The following is a 16,899-nucleotide window of genomic DNA, read 5'->3' as shown; positions in this document are numbered from 1 at the left end:
CTCCCACTCACCCTTGCCGAACAACATAAAGATATATGCTGATATATTTTCTCACTATCATCCCGACACTGCTTTTCTTCTTCATAGCCTTCAGCTACTGGCAGGAACGAAAGTACCGGCGTAAGCCCTTTTATAAACTGGCAGACATCGGCTGGCAGCGGCAGGTGCCGCCTTCTGATGCTGTGCTTGTACACTCTGTGGCCATGGTGGGAGATCCGGGCGCTGTAGCCACTGATGGCAGTGACCCGGTGATGCAACTCCTGGAAGTATGGAAAGAGCGCGCTGGAGAAGCAGGCACAGTAGTTTTTTTGGGTGACATCATTTATCCAATTGGTTTGCCAGCCCCAGGCCACCGCTTACGCGAGAACGCGGTCAGGCGCCTGGATGTACTCATAGACAGCGTCAGGGACTTTTCGGGGAAAGGCATCTTCCTGAGCGGCAACCACGACTGGTTTAAAGGCCGGAAAGGTGGATATGAGCAAATGCTGCGGCAGGAACGCTATGTGCTGGAGAAACTTCAGGACGAGAGCAGTTATTTGCCACGGAACGGCTGCCCCGGCCCTGTTAGCCTGCAGCTGGCAGAGGGGCTGCTGCTTGTAGTCATTAACACGCAATGGTTTGTGCAGCGGGGCGAGAAGCCCCTGGGCAGCAAGTACGACTGTCCTTATTCAGATATAGAAGAGTTCTTCATCAGCTTCAATACCATTCTGCGCAAAAACCAGCACCAACGTGTTTTAGTGGCAGCCCACCACCCGCTGTACAGCAATGCCATGCATGGCGGCAAGTTTACCATGAAGCAACACATATTCCCCCTCACTGCAGCCCACAAACGCTTCTATATCCCTTTGCCCCTTTTCGGCTCTTTGTACCCCTTCTACCGCAAGCTATTCGGAGCTTACGAAGACATGTCGCACCGCAAGTACAAAAAAATGCGGAAACGGCTGGTGCGGATTATGAACCGGTACAGCAACGTGATTTACGTGGCCGGGCATGACCACAACCTGCAGCACTTCGAGATACAGCAAAACCATTACATTGTGAGTGGCTCTGCCAGTAAAACAGCTTTTGTAAAGAAAGGAGGCAGAGCGACCTTCACCCTCGAAGAACTGGGCTTTTTCGTGCTCAACTACTACAGCAACGGTGAAATGTGGATGGAAGCGCTTGCCGTGGCTGAACCGGAAGAAGATATGGTTGTATTCCGCAAAAAACTTAAAAGTATATTACAGCCAAAACAGCAGGTAAAGATAGATTCTGACTCCTAAAGCTCCTTATCATCCTGGTACACCGGCAGAATCACCTTTAGGCTTTTAGGGTGTATCTGCACTTCCACCTTTTCACCCAGGTCAACTGGCTCACCGTCGATGTGCATTACTTCGTGTTCGGGATTATAAATGGTAGCGGTTTTGCAGGAAAGGCGGCGCGTATAAACAGAGGTGTCGATACTGTCGGTGTACAGTTTATACAGAATAGCAATGCCTGCTGCTTTAGGAAAGGGCTCAATCAGGCATATCTCAAACTGGCCGTCGTTGAGTATACCATTGGGATTTATGTTGGCATTGCTCCCAAAGGCATTTGCATTAGCGATGGTTACCATAAAGGCCTTGCCTTCAAAGATTTCCTTGTCTGTTTCTATGCGGTACGTCTTGGGCTCATACCCCAGGTATTCCTGCAGTGCCACGCGGGCATAGGCTCCAGGACCACGTGTGTAGCCCTCACAGAATCCTTTTACCACAAGCGCATTAAATCCCAGGTCACTCAGGTGAATGGATGGATGCCCGTTCAGGGTAAGCGTGTCGATGTTACGGATGATGTTCCGGTGAATCAGTTCCAGCGCCTCTTCTATATCCTGTGGGATGTCCAGGTCTTTGGACAGCCCGTTTCCTGAACCAAGCGGAATCATGCCCAACGGGATGGAGGTTCCAATCAGCAGCGACGCCACAATGCTCACTGTACCGTCACCGCCTGCGGTAAAGACCCCGTCATATTTTATTTCGTCCAGCTTAGCTTTTATGACCTCTTTGTCATTTTCGCCGGTGGTCCGGTAAATATCATACGTAATGCCATGTGCATTGCAAATGGTCACTACCTCTTCCTGTAGTTCGTCTTTATCTATATCTCCTGCAATAGGATTAATGACAAAGAGCAGGTGCCTGAGCATTTTTATTTCCATGGTGCTGCGGGTGGAGCATATATGCCTGCCTCTTGATACGGTAAAACTTTAGTAAAGTATTTTTGGAGAAAGAACAATTAATAGCCTACTACTTCAGGCCTTCGGGCAAGCCATTTGGATATTCCTCCTAGATTGCCTGCTCAATCTGGTTGATGCGGTTACCCGGGTTAGGGTGGGTCTGCAAGAACTCAGGACCACCGGCTCCGCCACTGGCTTCCTCCAGAATCCGCATTACCTCTTTCATGTCTCTTGGATCGTAACCAGCCGAGCCCGTTAGCTGCACCGCCAGCCTATCAGATTCCAACTCATCCTCCCGGCCATAACGCATGTTCAACAACTTGCCTACCATAGCCGCCACAACAGCTCCTCCCCTGCTGGCTGGGTTTTCCGGGTCATAAGTGGCAATGGCAGCGGCACCAGTCAGCCCCTGCGTCAGCTTGGCCTTTGCCAGCTGTTCAGCAGAGTGCCTGGCCACCACGTGTCCAATCTCATGCCCCAGCACGCCTGCCAGCTGTGCTTCCGAGTTCAGGCGCCTGAGCAAGCCACCAGTAATAAAAATCTGCCCTCCCGGTAAGGCAAAGGCGTTAACAGTTTGTTCATCAGCTAAAAGGTGGAAGTCGAACTGATAAGGGGAATCTTTTACGCGTGCGCTTTGCACCAACTGCTGCCCGATGTCTTTTACAGCCTGCGCCGCCTCCCTGTCCGGATGCAGACCACCATATTGGTCTGCCATTTCAGGAGCTGCCTGCAAACCTAAGGCTATCTCCTGCTCCACCGTCATGTCAACATGCTGCTTTTCGCCGGTAAACTCGTTTTCCTGTGTGTTACACCAGTACATAACCAGCGACACAGCCGCTAGCAGTATACCCACGATAAACTTTAAGAGTCCTCTCATCAAAGAAATGCTTTCAATGCACCAACAGGTGCAGGCAGTAATATGCAAGTGAACGGCACAGGAAGTAATGCGGTTGCAGCACAGGCAAAGCAAAGCTCAGTGGCAAAATTGTTCCTCAGGGCACCTGCAGGTTTTATCAACAGGGCTGAAAAAGAAAAACAAACACTTGCACTTAACTCACAAAACAAAGCTGTTTACATCTTTTTTGTTGCACTATCGTAATACAAAGGCACACTGCCTGCATGGCATTGCATAAAAGAGAACTAAAGATAAAACGATGAACATGAAGCGAACATTCGGTGCTGTACTGACTATCTTAGGAATCATCGGCATCATATGGGGAGCATATGCTTTTCTGATGGGAGGAGACGGTGCCCTGGTAGGAAAATTCTCGTCTGCCGTACCATTTGTGGTGGGGTTGATTTTCTTCTTTTCCGGCATCAACCTGGTTAAGACTATTCGTGACACGGATACCAGGTAAAACTGGTTTATAAACAGAAAGCCCCTGCAGTAGCTGTACTGCAGGGGCTTTCTGTTTATAGAAATATGTTGTCTATATGGTAGCAACTGTTCCTGACAGCGCTTCCATGGCAAAGGCTTCTACAGCAAGCGTAGTGTTCAGGTAGTCTGATTTGTAGTTTTTATCGTTGCCGTGGATATACATCACCGTATTATTTTTGATAGCCATGATGATTTCTTTTGACACCTCCTGTGGGATAGCCGGGCACCCTAAGCTTCTGCCTAACCTGCCATTCTGTTTTACAAAAGCAGCAGTAGCATAGTCTGCTCCATGCACTACAATGGCACGCGCCATAGCATTGGAGTTGAAAGCAGCATCTTTACCAGTCAGGCGCAGCGAAAGCCCATGTTTGCCGAAGTAAGTTGCATCCGTCAGGTAAAAACCAAGGCTGCTCATGTAAGAGTTCGGTGTATTCGAGAACTTCACAGCTTTGTCCTGACCGGTATTGCGGCCATGTGCTACAAGGGTGTTAAAAAGGAGTTTCTTTGATTTCAGGTCGATGATCCACAGGCGCTTCTCCCTGCTCGATTTTGTGAAATCAATAACAGTGATAACAGACTTAGAGGGAGACACCAAACCTTTCTGCTTGAAATTCTGGTATCCTACAGCGGCTTTCCTGAACACATCAAGCGCTAATCCTTTGCTTTCAAGGTTGGCCTCATTGTATATGTCTAGCAGATGGTCCTCAAATGCAGCTTGCTTTTCAGCAAACGTGAGCATTGTACCAGTAGCCACAGTGGCTATTTTATCCGCTGCAGGGACTGGTTTAGGAGCAGCTTCGTTACTATTGAAAGCTGGTGAGGTAAAGGAAAATAAACCGACGGCTAATGAAGTTAGGGTGACTCTTAACATAAGTTTCTTTGGCTTCAGTTGATTCGTTCTATATTGGCAACAGGCAATCAGAAGTAAATTGTTCCGTTCATTTTGAACAAAAGCTACTTTCCGCTGTTGTCAGGGCATCCAAAATACAGCTTAAGCCCCATAAAACCAAGCCATAAAAAGCGAAAAGGCTTTTTTTAGGAACAATGTTGCTATCGAGCAAAAGCCTGTATTTGCTGTTTTTTTAACCGATACTTGTGTGGCAAAGTTTGGGGCTGCAACTTTAGGGTATCAATTTAAACTTATGTTAAAGCGCCTGTTCATAATGCCCGGGTTAGTTGTAGTAGGCTTTTTAAACGCCTGCAGCACACCGGAGGAATTGCGAAGTTTCGACAGCGAAACCTGGAAAGAAGATAGATATGCCTGTGAGGGAAAACGCGTAGAGTTGGCAGATGATTTCGAAGAGATCAGGAAAGCCCTTTATGGCAGGAAAGAGTATGTATTGAGAAACCTCCTGGGCAAACCTGACCATGAGGAGCTACTGGAACGCAACCAGCGCAATTACTTTTACTACCTCGAACCCGGTACACAGTGCACAGACCGAACGATGCTTTCAGAAGCAAACCGTGTTGAAGTGCGTATCAATTCTTTAGGCAAGGTATCCGAAATAACGTACACCAGACCTGTAAACGCAGCAAAGCCCGAATAAATCGGGCTTTGCTGTTATAATATGGCTTTAGATTTTTATTCGCCTTCGTTTTCAGAGATTAGCTGCATATGAAAGCGCCCCTCCAGTTCAAGGAAATGACGCATTTGCTGCTCGTCCAGTACTTCCTTCAGAATCTGGTCGCAAACTACATGAATTCTGCGGAGGGAATTAGAGCGTAGCACCTCATTATCAGTATAAACCTGCTCTGCCTCCAGCATTTGCAGAAAGCGCTGTTCGTTAACACGCTCTACTTTGCTGAACTGCTCTTCCGTCAGGTTCAGCTCCTGCTTCATCTCCAGATTTGCCATAGCAAGACCATCCAGGTTGGTGGCAAGCACCACCTTGTCAAGGCCGTCGTCGGTGATTCTGACACTCTGGGCAAAACTTACAGCACCAACAGCCAGAAAAATAAGGGTGAGTAAAGTGTTTTTCATATATCTCGTTAAGGTTAAAACCAAGTCTTCACAAATTCAGCAATTCAGCTTTTGTCTTTAACGGATTCTGGGGCCACAGGTTGAAAACACCCGGAAATATTTTATACTATTTATATATAAATTATAGCTACTAAAAACATCAATCAAACCAAATATAGAATAAGAGCATTATATAATATTTTTATCCAAGTATAGCCCGTCTTCCGAAACAATAACAGTTCTGACGGGTATACTTAAGTATAGCAAAGAATTGAATTTTAGATAAATAGAAACGCAGCACCCACAAAGGTTCTGATTTAAATAAACCAACATGAGGACAACGTATTACAACCCAAGTACACTTGAAGTTAAATTTGCACAGGCATTGGAAGATCTAACCCCACAACTGGAGGGAAAGCTGGATGAAGGTGAAAGGGTAATCGATATAGAATCGGTACTTGATGCTGACAACCCGTTGGTCATTTACAGATTAGAAGATAAAGAGGGCGACATACACGAAGTTGTTGTACAGATCATACAAAGGCCTGATCATATCATTAAATAAAACAAAGTTTGAAGAGAAAAAGGCGGCTGCATTATATAATGCAGCCGCCTTTTTTGTGTCTGTCTGTTTTTTAAAGCGTTGGCATCACGGACTATCAGGTGCCCTGAAAATCGTCTCGCTTAAAATACTGCATGGCTATAAATGATATCAGGAAACCGGAAATGAGTCCCTCCAGCATCAGTACGGAGAATATAACAATGCCTGGGGTCGCCTCTACCCTTTCCCCGAAGTACCGCTCTGCTGTCAGCATTTCAGTCATTGCATCGCCTGCTATGTTGGCGTATGCTACCATGAAAGCAGCAAAGAGCACAGTACCGGTCACAGCTGTGATTATGCCGGTGCCTAGTCCTTTCAGGTAGCTTATGTTTCCTGCCGTCAATGCTTTATAGGATCGGATGGCAAGTACAACGCCAACTGCCATGATAAGGCCATTCAGGAACCGTAACTCCGTTATATGAATGAGTCCTAAAATTTTCATCAGGAAAAAGTAAAGAATTAAGCCGGCTGCTGTCAGTAAACCATACTTCAGGCCTATTTTTTCCATGGGTGAAGAGGATTGTTGCAGTGAATTTCTTGCTTAAGTAACTGAAGCCTGGACTTAGTCCTGGCTCGGCATGGTGTTGTGGTCCTGGCGCTTAAACCACTGCATGGCGATAAAGGCTACCCAGGCACCAGGTATTGTTCCATACAGGATAGTCAGCACAAAAAGCGACAGCAGCGTCAGGCTTTCCGGGAACAGGGCACTGGCCTGCAGGTTTTCAAGATAGCCCGTTCTGAAAGCACTCAGGAACACCATTAAAAACAGGGCCAGGATAATGGAGGATACCGCACCAACAGTAGCCCCGATACCAAACCCTTCCAAATACCGAATACCCCCTCTCCTAACTTTCTTATAGCTTGAGATTGCCACTACTATTCCAATCACCAGAAATATTCCACTGATAAAAGAAAGCTCGGTTATTTCAAGCAGCCCGAGGGCCCACATGATCAGGAAATAAACTATGTGAACTATCCCTACCAAAATCCCATACTTTACTGCGACTTGTTGATAAGATACGTTAGAAGATGCCATATTATGTTCTGTTTAAGATTTATCAATTGTTTCATGATAATGAACAGATTAGCTGTATAAATGGTTAAGAGACTATAAAGCAAAGCCGTAAGTGCTCCTATCTCATTAGCTACCTGTATATTATCAAAACTATATACTAAAGAAAGTGGCATGGCGTTGTGCTTTGCCGAATGTTTTTTGAAAGAGGGCTCTCAAGATCCTGAATTTGAAACACATGCAAAGCACTAAAAGTAAAGCCCAAAGAACCGGTGAGGTAGTGGTTTCGTGCTAAACCATGCAATAATTTCGTAGCTTTGCACACGAATCTAATTTTCATATTCATACATAAACCTTTATGATCAGTACGAACAATGTCAGCTTGGCATACGGCAAGCGCACATTATTTGAAGATGTAACAATAAAGTTTGTTCCGGGTAACTGCTATGGCCTGATTGGTGCCAACGGTGCCGGTAAATCTACTTTTCTAAAAATATTATCTGGCGAAATAGAGCCAAACACAGGTACTGTAGATATTCCGGCCAATGCCCGATTGGCGGTGCTAAAGCAGAACCACTTTGAGTATGACGAATCACAGGTACTGCAAACCGTTATCATGGGCCACAAGCGCCTGTTCGGGATTATGCAGGAGAAAGATGCCATTTACGCAAAGCCTGATTTTAATGAGGAAGACGGCTTGCGTGCTGCCGAACTGGAAGGTGAATTTGCCGACCTGGAAGGCTGGAACGCAGAGTACGAAGCGGCTGAATTGCTGAGCGGACTTGGCATCAGCGAAAGCCTGCACTATTCCCTGATGAAGGATTTAAGTGGTAGCGAAAAGGTACGCGTGCTGCTGGCACAGGCCCTGTTCGGCAACCCCGAAATCCTGTTACTCGATGAGCCTACCAACCACCTGGATGCAGAGTCCATCATCTGGCTCGAAAACTTCCTGGACAACTTCCAGAATACCGTGATTGTGGTATCACACGACCGCCACTTCCTGGATTCTGTGTGTACGCATGTGGCTGATATTGACTTCGGTAAAATCCAGCTGTACGCCGGTAACTACAGCTTCTGGTATGAGTCCAGCCAGTTGGCCCTGAAGCAGCGCTCTGATGCAAACAAGAAAACAGAAGAAAAGCGCAAGGAGCTGGAGGAGTTTATCCGCCGTTTCAGCGCCAACGCCTCCAAATCAAAGCAGGCAACTTCCCGCGCTAAATTACTAGAGAAACTGACGGTGGAAGACATCCGGCCTTCGTCGCGCAAGTACCCTTACATTGCCTTTAAGCCGGAGCGTGAAGCAGGAAACCAGTTGCTGAATGTCGTTAACCTGAGCAAATCCATTGAAGGGGTTCCTGTTTTCACAGATGTAAACCTGATGGTAAACAAGGGTGATAAGATTGCTGTGATAGGACGTAACGATATCGCAGCCTCTACTTTCTTCAGAGTCATCATGGGAGAAGAAAAGCAGGATTCCGGTACGTATGAGTGGGGAACCACCATTACCGCCTCTTTCTTCCCGAAAGACAATACTGAATTCTTCGAAACAGACCTGAACCTGGTAGACTGGCTTCGCCAATTCTCTACTGAGAAGGACGAGAGCTTCATCCGTGGCTTCCTGGGCCGTATGTTGTTCTCAGGTGAAGAGTCTTTGAAGAAGGCAGATGTTTTATCAGGTGGCGAGAAAGTGCGCTGTATGTTCTCCCGCATGATGCTGCAGTCCGGAAATGTGCTGGTGTTCGACGAACCTACCAACCACCTGGACCTGGAATCCATCACGGCCCTGAACAATGCGCTGAGAGACTTTGATGGGACCATCCTCTTCTCTTCGCATGACTTACAATTCGTGGATACGATTGCGAACCGTATTCTTGAACTGACCCCTAACGGCATCATCGATAAGCGTATGAGCTATGAGGAGTATTTGTCTGACGAGACTATCAGGGAGTTGCGCAAGAAGATGTATGCCACTGAAATGGTTTAATAAATAAACTTGTTTCACCCCGTAAACCTGATTATGCTAAAACAACAGCGTCTATTTTATTGCTTTCTCTGCTCACTCCTGTTGATGCTGTTTACCGGAACTACTGCCCAGGCGCAGGTAGAACCGGATACTACAGAAAGAACAAAGCCAGTGTTGCCAACAGGCCCTACCGTGCCTGTTGAACAGCCCCGGCCAGTTCAGCAGCAGGAACGAAAATCGACCGTGCAGCCAGGGCCTACACAGCAACAGCCGGCAAGGCTGCCGTTCCCCGGTGAGCAGGAGCCTGCAACGGACCTGCCGCGCCGGCCCATTGACCGCATGTACACAGGTGGCAGTTTTGGTTTGCAGTTTGGTACATATACTAATATCTCCCTGCTGCCTATACTAGGCTACAGGCTCACGGACAAATTCAGCCTGGGAGTGGGACTAGTTTATCACTTCTCTAAATTCGCCAGCTATGCCTACAGCAGCTATGGTGCCCGTGCCTTTTCACAGTTAGAGTTGTTTAATATCGGGGACGGTGCTGTGCTGGGGCATGCGGAGGTTGAGTTTCTGAATACCAAGTTCGAAGACAGAGGACGCCTTAGTACTAACCGAACGAATATTACACTCCCCCTGGCGGGTGTTGGCTACAGGCAGCGCATCAGCGACAATGCATCAGTTGACATGCTGCTGTTGTACAACGTGAACGAGGGTGTAGCAGGCAACCCTTACAACAACCCTGTCTTCAGGGTCGGGTTCAATATACCTTTCACAAGCAGGTAAACACACTTAAAATTGCCATAAAAAAAGCGGCTGCCAGATATTGGCAGCCGCTTTTTTTATTTCATATAGTGCGTAGTATGTCAGCCTCTTATGAGTCTTAATAATACCACAATAATAGCGATTACGAGTAGTATGTGGATTAGACCACCTACAGCATCAGGGAATCCTAAGAAACCAATCAGCCAGATAATCACAAGTACCACTGCTATAATATACAATAAATTTCCCATAGTTTTATTTGTTTAGTGTGATTCGAATATTAAGTGTTCAAGTTTATATTACGGAAATAGTTAATTCAGGTTAAGCACTACGTATAAGCCGCAGCAATACTGCTATAACCGCCAGTACTAGTAGTACGTGAATGATACCGCCAACGGAATCCGGGAATCCCAGAAAGCCAATCAGCCAGAAAATTACAAGTACTACAGCTATTAAATAAAGCAAATTTCCCATCGTTCTATTTTTAGTTTTTGTTAAAAGCCTGCTGTCTGCCTCTATTCGTTATCAGCACAAAACAGCCTGCCGTTCTTGTACTTTTTATAATTAAGGCTTTTTACGGCACTCCTATATAAAAGATTTATAATTATCTATTATGTTATAGAACATTAACATTATCGCCATACCACGAGCCGTCAAAACAATTTCCTTCTCCCTGATATACAAACTGTTAAATATAATAACACCAGCCTCAATTATTTTTGCTGCAGAAATATAGTTCTATTCGACCTCTACAACCTTATCTTCTTAAGCAGTTTAGGGAGGGTGCCTTTAATTTAAGAATTTGAAGAAGCGTCAGCCATAGCCACAGAATAGCCTCATTTCTGTTAGCTTTGTATTGATAACCAAACCTTATAAAGAGCAATATGAAGAAAGTTGCAGTTATTGGATCTGGAACCATGGGAAACGGAATCGCACATGTGTTCGCGCAGAACGGTTTTCCTGTTTCACTCATAGATATTTCTGAAGAGGCACTGCAGAAGGCCATCGGAACAATCTCTAAAAACCTCGACCGCATTATCTCGAAGGGCAACCTGACAGAAGAGCAAAAGGCGCAGACGCTACAAAACATTACTACTTATACCAGCATGCAGGAAGGCGTGCAGGACGTGGACCTGGTGGTGGAAGCCGCCACCGAAAACGTAGACCTGAAGCTTCAGATTTTCCGCGACCTGAACAGCTTTACCAAACCGGAAGCCATTCTTGCATCTAACACCTCTTCCATCTCTATCACCAAAATAGCCTCCGTAACCGATCGACCTGACAAGGTAATCGGAATGCACTTTATGAACCCGGTACCAGTCATGAAACTGGTGGAGGTTATAAGGGGCTACTCTACTTCGGATGAAGTTACCAGTAGAATCATTGAGCTGTCGAAGCAGCTGGGCAAAGTACCGGCAGAGGCTAACGACTACCCTGGTTTTGTAGCCAACCGCATCCTGATGCCGATGATTAACGAGGCCATCTACAGCCTGTATGAAGGTGTGGCTGGTGTAGAAGAAATAGATACCATCATGAAGTTAGGCATGGCGCATCCAATGGGCCCACTGCAGCTGGCCGATTTTATTGGCCTGGATGTGTGCTTGTCTATCCTGAATGTGCTGCACGACGGCTTTGGCAACCCGAAGTATGCTCCCTGCCCGCTGCTGGTAAATATGGTGCAGGCCGGCCACAAAGGTATCAAATCCGGAAACGGATTCTATTCCTGGTCTCACGGCACAAAAGAACTGGTAGTAGCCGACAGGTTTAAGAAGTAATTTGAATCAGGATTTACATGATTTATCAGGATTTGAAGGATTAAAATATCAGGATTAATAAGACTGATAGGATGAGTAGTAGCAAATAAATATTCTGCAACCCTAAATCTTGTGAATTCACATCAATCTTGAGTATCTTCATAATCATGAAAATCCTGATTCAGACAAAAAAGACGCCTCTGCCGATTCATCAGCAGAGGCGTCTCCTTTATATTCGTTTTTCGAACAACAAACTAAACAGCTACGGCGTGGTCGCGCAGTACGTCGTTCAGGGATGTCTTCAGATCAGTGCTTTCTTTGCGCTGGCCGATGATGAGGGCGCATGGCACCTGGAACTCACCTGCCGGGAACTTCTTCGTGTAAGAACCTGGAATAACCACAGAGCGAGGTGGTACATAGCCTTTGTATATTTTCTCCTCGGAGCCTGTCACGTCAAATATCTTCGAGCTGCCGGTAATGGTAACACCTGCACCAATCACCGCTTCTTTACCAATGTGGCAACCTTCCACCAGGATGCTTCTGGAGCCGATAAAAGCACCATCCTCTACAATAACCGGAGCAGCCTGCACAGGCTCCAGCACACCGCCAAGGCCAACGCCACCGCTCAGGTGCACGTTTTTGCCTACCTGCGCACAGCTACCTACTGTAGCCCAGGTGTCTACCATGGTGCCTGAATCAACGTAAGCTCCGATGTTTACATAAGAAGGCATCATCACAACGCCTTTGGCCAGGAAAGCACCGTATCGCGCTACGGCATGAGGAACTACACGCACACCCAACTGCTCGTAATTGCGCTTCAGGTCCATCTTGTCATGAAACTCAAAAGGGCCCACCTCGATGGTCTTCATCTGCTGGATAGGGAAGTAAAGCAGCACTGCTTTTTTCACCCATTGGTTTACCTGCCACTCCTCGCCTTTTGGCTCGGCTACGCGCAACCTGCCTTTGTCAAGCTCTTCAATAACAGACCGAATGGCTTCTACGGTATTGCTCTCTTTCAGTAACTCCCGGTTGTCCCAGGCTTGTTCTATAATTTGTTTAAGTTCCATATCTGGTTTAGGTTAAATACAATTGATGCGCAAAAGTATTAATTTTAAACGATGTCTGAAAAGAGAATCCTGATTGCTTCGCTGCTGAAGCCTGTAAACGACACCCGCATGTACGAAAAACTAGCCCTGTCGCTGTGCAAGCTTCCAGGGGTGCAGGTACATGTCTGCGGGTTTGATGCCCCTGCTCCTATCGGCGCACCTGCTACTGTCTCTTTTCACCCTGTCTTTCGCTTTGACCGCCTCAGCACCGGCCGGGCCAAAGCACAAGGCACGTATTATAAGCTACTGCAGGAGCTCCGGCCGGATTTGATTATCGCCTGCACACACGAGCTGTTACCGGCAAGCTACCTCTATTGCCGCCAGCAGAAAGCAAAGCTGATATATGATGTCCAGGAAAACTATGCCCTGAACATACGCGCACAGGACAACTACCCTCCCTTGCTCAGGCAAGTAATGGCCTTCGGGCTGCGAAGTATCGAAGGCATTACGTCGGGCCAGGTTTATCATTTCATTTTAGCTGAACGCAGTTACGCCAAAGAACTGCCATTTCTCGGAGACAGGTACACAATCATTCAAAACAAGTACAAGCCAGCCGCTGGATACACTCCTTCCACTCCCGTAAATTTCCGGCACACTCCTCTTCGCCTACTTTACTCCGGCACCATCGGCCGCGTGTACGGCATTTTTGAAGCTATTGCCCTGGCAGAGCAGCTGCACCAGCTTGACAGTCAGACTACCCTGACCATCATCGGTTATTGTGCCGACAAAGCAACCTTCCGGGAAGTGCTGCAGCAGATAGAGTACAAACCTTATATCAAGCTTATAGGTGGCCACCAACTGGTGCCGCACCAGCAGATAATAGCTGCCATAGAAGAAAGCAATGTTGGGCTGCTGCCTTACCAGCCCAATGAGAGCACCTTCCGCTGCATTCCGACGAAGCTGTATGAGTATGCGGCACATGCCCTGCCGATGGTGGTGCAGCACAACCCACTGTGGAATTCTTTCCTGCAGCAGCACCAGGCGGGAGTTTCTACCAATTTCATGCAGCCAAACCCACAGCAACTGCTCCAGAAAATCAGGGAATTTCCATTTTATGAACCCGGCGTGCCTGCAGGCGTATTTTGGGAAAGTGAAGAGATAAAACTGCTACAGCTGATTAAAGGCATCTTAAACTAGAGAAGCAGCTAACTAAATTATATTTTTAGGCTTGCCTAAATTCATTTTAAATCATTATATTTGTTTTATTAACAATACACATATGCGTAACTCAAAAATTGCTGGTGTAGGCCACTATGTACCTGAAAATGTGGTAACGAACAAGGATCTGGAGAAGGTGATAGACACCTCGGATGAGTGGATCCGCGAGAGAACGGGTATTGTAGAGCGTCGTTACTTTCAGGAAGGAATAGATACTACTGCCAACATGGGTGCCGAAGCTGCCCGAAGAGCTTTGAAAAATGCAGGCGTAGAGGCAGAAAAGGTGGACATGATCATCTTTGCCACGCTTAGTCCCGACTATACCTTCCCTGGCTCCGGCGTGCTGATGCAGCGTGAGCTGGGTCTGAAAGAAATCCCGGCGCTGGATGTGCGCAACCAGTGCTCCGGCTTTATCTATGCCTTGTCTGTTGGTGACCAGTTCATTAAAACAGGTATGTATGACACAGTATTGGTGGTAGGTGCCGAAATCCATTCCAGCGGACTTGACTTCTCTACCCGTGGCCGTGGTGTTTCGGTTATATTCGGCGACGGTGCCGGTGCTGTAGTGCTCACACCTGCTGAGAGCAATGACAAAGGTATCCTGTCGACGCACCTGCACGCTGACGGTGAGTTTGCCGAAGAACTGGCTGTGCTGGCTCCGGACACCAATAAAAAAGAGCGCCTGACACACGAAATGATAGACAACGGCGCTATCTACCCTTACATGAACGGTAACACAGTTTTCAAGCATGCTGTTACCCGCTTTCCGGAAGTGATAGAAGAGGCTTTGAAAAAGAATGGCTATAAGCCTGAAGACATAGACATGCTGGTGCCACACCAGGCCAACCTGCGCATCACCTCCTACATTCAGCAGAAAATGGACTTGCCATCTGAGAAGGTAATGAGCAACATCCACAAGTACGGCAACACCACGGCTGCCTCTGTGCCAATTGCATTGAGTGAAGCTGTTGAAGAAGGCCGCATTAAGGAGGGAGACCTGGTGTGTCTGGCAGCTTTCGGTAGCGGTTTCACCTGGGCGTCAGCGCTGATTCGCTGGTAGCTGGAGGAATTTTGAATGACTGAATTTTGAATAACTGAATAACAGAAGCAGAAGGAAAACCCTTTTACAGATTCAGCTAACATCATTCAGTTATTCAGTTATTCAATCATTCAAAATTAGAATTGTGCACAGCTATACAGAAGAGAACTACATAAAGGCCATTTATAAACTCTCTGCTAACGGAACGCAGGAAGTGAATACCAATGCCATAGCCGAGGCGCTGGAGACCAAAGCGGCGTCCGTCACAGATATGCTCCGCAAGCTGAGTGCGAAAGATTTGGTACACTATATCAAGTACCGGGGCGTATCGCTGACAAAGGAAGGAGAACGTGTTGCCCTACAGGTTATCCGGAAACATCGGCTCTGGGAAGTATTCCTGGTAGAAAAACTGAAGTTTAACTGGGACGAAGTGCATGAGGTGGCCGAGGAGCTGGAGCATATCTCCTCCCCCCTGCTCACCCAACGCCTTGACGAGTTCCTGGGGCATCCGCGTTTCGACCCGCACGGAGACCCTATTCCGACTGAAAATGGGGAAATAAAACAGAAAAAGCAGCGGTTGCTGGCTGAAATGGATGTGAATGAGGCTGGCATAGTCGTCGGAGTGAATGATTCGCAGCCGCTTTTTCTGCAATACCTGGACAAAATGGGTATCTCACTCGGCTCCAGAATAAAGGTGATCGATCGCATTGCCTACGACAACTCCTATGAGATCATCCTGGAGGATGATAGAAACCTGCTGCTCTCAAGCGAAGTAACGAAAAACATTTTTTTATCTGCCTAAATGAGATTGAGTAAAAGTCATGATCATCGATTTATCAGATACGATGTCATTTCGAATGCAGTGAGAAAACTGAGTTATGGCGTGGATATGAACTAATTCAACTTCCTCACAGCTTCGCAAATCCCTCCCGATTCACGTCGGAGGCATGTGCGAAATGATAATTTAAGCACTGTGCTCATTGGTTATCAGCAAATGATAAGAGTCAGACTGGGACATAAAACACAAGTAACATCAGCACCAACAATGAAACCGACTATCCTTTTCCTGCTGCTGTTCATCAGCATGTTTGTTGCTGCCTGCATGCAGACCGACAGCAAGGCACCCGTGCCTGCAGGTAAGCGTATGTCAGTAGTTACCACCACCAGCATTTTAAAGGATGCGGTGCAGCATATAACAGGAGATGCGGCCGATGTTACTGCCATTATGGGCAGCGGCGTAGACCCTCACCTGTACAAAGCCACACAGGGAGACCTGCAAAAACTGACGGATGCAGATGTTATCATCTACAACGGGCTGCACCTGGAAGGTAAGATGGGAGAAGTCATGGAAAAGCTGAGTCGTTACAAAACGATTGTGGCCGCTACGGCGGGCATACCCGAAGCATCGCTGCGCAAATCGCCGCAGTTCCAGAGCAGCCACGACCCGCACGTTTGGTTTGATGTGGCACTCTGGCAGCAGGTAGTGCAGCACCTGAGCCAGGAACTGCAGCGAAAAGACCCTGGCAACGCATCTGTTTACCAGCGGAACACACAGTCCTACTTACAGGAACTGGAGGAGCTTGATATGTGGGTTAAACAGCAGATACAATCCATTCCTGAACAGCAACGCATCCTGATTACGGCCCACGATGCCTTCGGGTATTTTGCCGATGCCTACAACATCAGGGTTCGCGGCCTGCAGGGAATCTCTACTGTATCAGAATTTGGATTGCAGGATGTTTCCTCGCTTGTAAATTTTATAGTAGACAATAAGGTGAAGGCCGTGTATGTAGAGTCTTCCGTATCGCCAAAGGCCATAGAAGCAGTAGTGGTTGGCAGTGAGCAAAAAGGGCATCAGCTAAAAATCGGGGGCACATTATACTCCGATGCTTTAGGTGAGGAGGGCACACCAGAAGGCACGTACACAGGCATGGTACGTTATAACGTGAATACTATTGTATCTTCTTTAAAATAA

Annotated in this window: 21 protein-coding genes; 12 read left to right on the top strand and 9 right to left on the bottom strand. The window is 47.1% G+C overall.

The annotated features are described in order from the left end of the window. Positions 1 to 35: 35 nt before the first annotated feature. Positions 36 to 1,262, top strand: coding sequence for a metallophosphoesterase (locus tag ACYVB1_RS09400; RefSeq protein ID WP_460923164.1), 1,227 nt, complete (start codon positions 36 to 38; stop codon positions 1,260 to 1,262). On the opposite strand, the gene ACYVB1_RS09395 is transcribed toward ACYVB1_RS09400, so the two are convergent. Then, positions 1,259 to 2,170: a diacylglycerol/lipid kinase family protein gene (locus tag ACYVB1_RS09395; protein WP_460923162.1), complete on the bottom strand. Its 912-nt coding sequence runs from the start codon at positions 2,168 to 2,170 to the stop codon at positions 1,259 to 1,261. The genes ACYVB1_RS09400 and ACYVB1_RS09395 overlap by 4 nt on opposite strands. A 127-nt stretch (positions 2,171 to 2,297) precedes the next feature. Continuing rightward, on the bottom strand, positions 2,298 to 3,065 hold the full coding sequence (locus ACYVB1_RS09390) for a M48 family metalloprotease (protein ID WP_460923160.1): 768 nt from the start codon (positions 3,063 to 3,065) through the stop codon (positions 2,298 to 2,300). A 48-nt stretch (positions 3,066 to 3,113) separates the two neighbouring features. On the opposite strand from ACYVB1_RS09390, the gene ACYVB1_RS09385 reads away from it, so the two are divergent. Next, positions 3,114 to 3,287 (top strand): hypothetical protein, encoded by a 174-nt coding sequence (locus tag ACYVB1_RS09385; RefSeq protein WP_460923158.1) that lies wholly within the window; start codon positions 3,114 to 3,116, stop codon positions 3,285 to 3,287. 61 nt (positions 3,288 to 3,348) lie between these two features. Further along, a complete protein-coding gene (locus tag ACYVB1_RS09380) occupies positions 3,349 to 3,546 on the top strand; it encodes a hypothetical protein (RefSeq protein ID WP_460923156.1) in 198 nt (65 codons plus the stop codon). A 72-nt stretch (positions 3,547 to 3,618) separates the two neighbouring features. On the opposite strand, the gene ACYVB1_RS09375 is transcribed toward ACYVB1_RS09380, so the two are convergent. After that, positions 3,619 to 4,437, bottom strand: a complete 819-nt coding sequence (locus ACYVB1_RS09375) for a murein L,D-transpeptidase catalytic domain family protein (protein ID WP_460923154.1) — start codon at positions 4,435 to 4,437, stop codon at positions 3,619 to 3,621. Positions 4,438 to 4,729: 292 nt separating this feature from the next. Here ACYVB1_RS09375 and ACYVB1_RS09370 point away from each other — a divergent pair, with 292 nt between their 5' ends. Further along, positions 4,730 to 5,113, top strand: coding sequence for a hypothetical protein (locus tag ACYVB1_RS09370; protein ID WP_460923152.1), 384 nt, complete (start codon positions 4,730 to 4,732; stop codon positions 5,111 to 5,113). Between the two features lie 35 nt (positions 5,114 to 5,148). Here ACYVB1_RS09370 and ACYVB1_RS09365 read toward each other — a convergent pair whose 3' ends face one another. Beyond that, positions 5,149 to 5,547: a hypothetical protein gene (locus tag ACYVB1_RS09365; protein ID WP_460923150.1), complete on the bottom strand. Its 399-nt coding sequence runs from the start codon at positions 5,545 to 5,547 to the stop codon at positions 5,149 to 5,151. Positions 5,548 to 5,857: 310 nt separating this feature from the next. Here ACYVB1_RS09365 and ACYVB1_RS09360 point away from each other — a divergent pair, with 310 nt between their 5' ends. Further along, positions 5,858 to 6,091: a hypothetical protein gene (locus tag ACYVB1_RS09360; RefSeq protein WP_460923148.1), complete on the top strand. Its 234-nt coding sequence runs from the start codon at positions 5,858 to 5,860 to the stop codon at positions 6,089 to 6,091. Positions 6,092 to 6,185: 94 nt separating this feature from the next. Here ACYVB1_RS09360 and ACYVB1_RS09355 read toward each other — a convergent pair whose 3' ends face one another. Both ACYVB1_RS09355 and ACYVB1_RS09350 read right to left on the bottom strand, forming a co-directional pair. Further along, the gene (locus ACYVB1_RS09355) at positions 6,186 to 6,635 is read right to left on the bottom strand and encodes a DUF4199 domain-containing protein (RefSeq protein ID WP_460923146.1); all 450 of its coding nucleotides are present in this window, start codon (positions 6,633 to 6,635) and stop codon (positions 6,186 to 6,188) included. 54 nt (positions 6,636 to 6,689) lie between these two features. Then, positions 6,690 to 7,163 (bottom strand): DUF4199 domain-containing protein, encoded by a 474-nt coding sequence (locus ACYVB1_RS09350; protein ID WP_460923144.1) that lies wholly within the window; start codon positions 7,161 to 7,163, stop codon positions 6,690 to 6,692. 334 nt (positions 7,164 to 7,497) lie between these two features. Here ACYVB1_RS09350 and ACYVB1_RS09345 point away from each other — a divergent pair, with 334 nt between their 5' ends. Both ACYVB1_RS09345 and ACYVB1_RS09340 read left to right on the top strand, forming a co-directional pair. Beyond that, positions 7,498 to 9,123 carry an ABC-F family ATP-binding cassette domain-containing protein gene (locus ACYVB1_RS09345; RefSeq protein ID WP_460923142.1) on the top strand — a complete coding sequence of 542 codons (1,626 nt, stop codon included), beginning with the start codon at positions 7,498 to 7,500 and terminating at the stop codon, positions 9,121 to 9,123. Positions 9,124 to 9,156: 33 nt separating this feature from the next. After that, a complete protein-coding gene (locus tag ACYVB1_RS09340; protein ID WP_460923140.1) occupies positions 9,157 to 9,888 on the top strand; it encodes a hypothetical protein in 732 nt (243 codons plus the stop codon). Between the two features lie 80 nt (positions 9,889 to 9,968). Here the strand turns inward: ACYVB1_RS09340 and ACYVB1_RS09335 are convergent, their stop codons facing one another. Together ACYVB1_RS09335 and ACYVB1_RS09330 are read right to left on the bottom strand one after the other, a co-directional pair. Then, the gene (locus ACYVB1_RS09335; protein ID WP_115566706.1) at positions 9,969 to 10,118 is read right to left on the bottom strand and encodes a lmo0937 family membrane protein; all 150 of its coding nucleotides are present in this window, start codon (positions 10,116 to 10,118) and stop codon (positions 9,969 to 9,971) included. Positions 10,119 to 10,188: 70 nt separating this feature from the next. Beyond that, positions 10,189 to 10,341 carry a lmo0937 family membrane protein gene (locus ACYVB1_RS09330; RefSeq protein WP_460923138.1) on the bottom strand — a complete coding sequence of 51 codons (153 nt, stop codon included), beginning with the start codon at positions 10,339 to 10,341 and terminating at the stop codon, positions 10,189 to 10,191. Between the two features lie 410 nt (positions 10,342 to 10,751). Here ACYVB1_RS09330 and ACYVB1_RS09325 point away from each other — a divergent pair, with 410 nt between their 5' ends. Beyond that, complete coding sequence (locus ACYVB1_RS09325; RefSeq protein ID WP_460923136.1) at positions 10,752 to 11,642, top strand: 3-hydroxybutyryl-CoA dehydrogenase; 891 nt, start codon at positions 10,752 to 10,754, stop codon at positions 11,640 to 11,642. 233 nt (positions 11,643 to 11,875) lie between these two features. On the opposite strand, the gene ACYVB1_RS09320 is transcribed toward ACYVB1_RS09325, so the two are convergent. Continuing rightward, the gene (locus ACYVB1_RS09320) at positions 11,876 to 12,688 is read right to left on the bottom strand and encodes a 2,3,4,5-tetrahydropyridine-2,6-dicarboxylate N-succinyltransferase (protein ID WP_460923134.1); all 813 of its coding nucleotides are present in this window, start codon (positions 12,686 to 12,688) and stop codon (positions 11,876 to 11,878) included. A gap of 51 nt (positions 12,689 to 12,739) precedes the next feature. Here ACYVB1_RS09320 and ACYVB1_RS09315 point away from each other — a divergent pair, with 51 nt between their 5' ends. The 4 genes from ACYVB1_RS09315 to ACYVB1_RS09300 all read left to right on the top strand — a co-directional run bounded on the left by ACYVB1_RS09315 (position 12,740) and on the right by ACYVB1_RS09300 (position 16,899). Next, entirely contained in the window at positions 12,740 to 13,864 is a 1,125-nt protein-coding gene (locus ACYVB1_RS09315) for a glycosyltransferase family protein (protein WP_460923132.1), read from the top strand. Between the two features lie 82 nt (positions 13,865 to 13,946). Further along, complete coding sequence (locus ACYVB1_RS09310; RefSeq protein ID WP_460923130.1) at positions 13,947 to 14,945, top strand: 3-oxoacyl-ACP synthase III family protein; 999 nt, start codon at positions 13,947 to 13,949, stop codon at positions 14,943 to 14,945. A 124-nt stretch (positions 14,946 to 15,069) separates the two neighbouring features. Then, the gene (locus ACYVB1_RS09305; protein ID WP_460923128.1) at positions 15,070 to 15,726 is read left to right on the top strand and encodes a metal-dependent transcriptional regulator; all 657 of its coding nucleotides are present in this window, start codon (positions 15,070 to 15,072) and stop codon (positions 15,724 to 15,726) included. 243 nt (positions 15,727 to 15,969) lie between these two features. Then, positions 15,970 to 16,899 carry a metal ABC transporter solute-binding protein, Zn/Mn family gene (locus ACYVB1_RS09300; RefSeq protein WP_460923126.1) on the top strand — a complete coding sequence of 310 codons (930 nt, stop codon included), beginning with the start codon at positions 15,970 to 15,972 and terminating at the stop codon, positions 16,897 to 16,899.

The sequence above is a fragment of the Pontibacter brevis genome (genome assembly GCF_054779655.1).
This window is presented reverse-complemented; position numbering and strand designations above follow the sequence as displayed.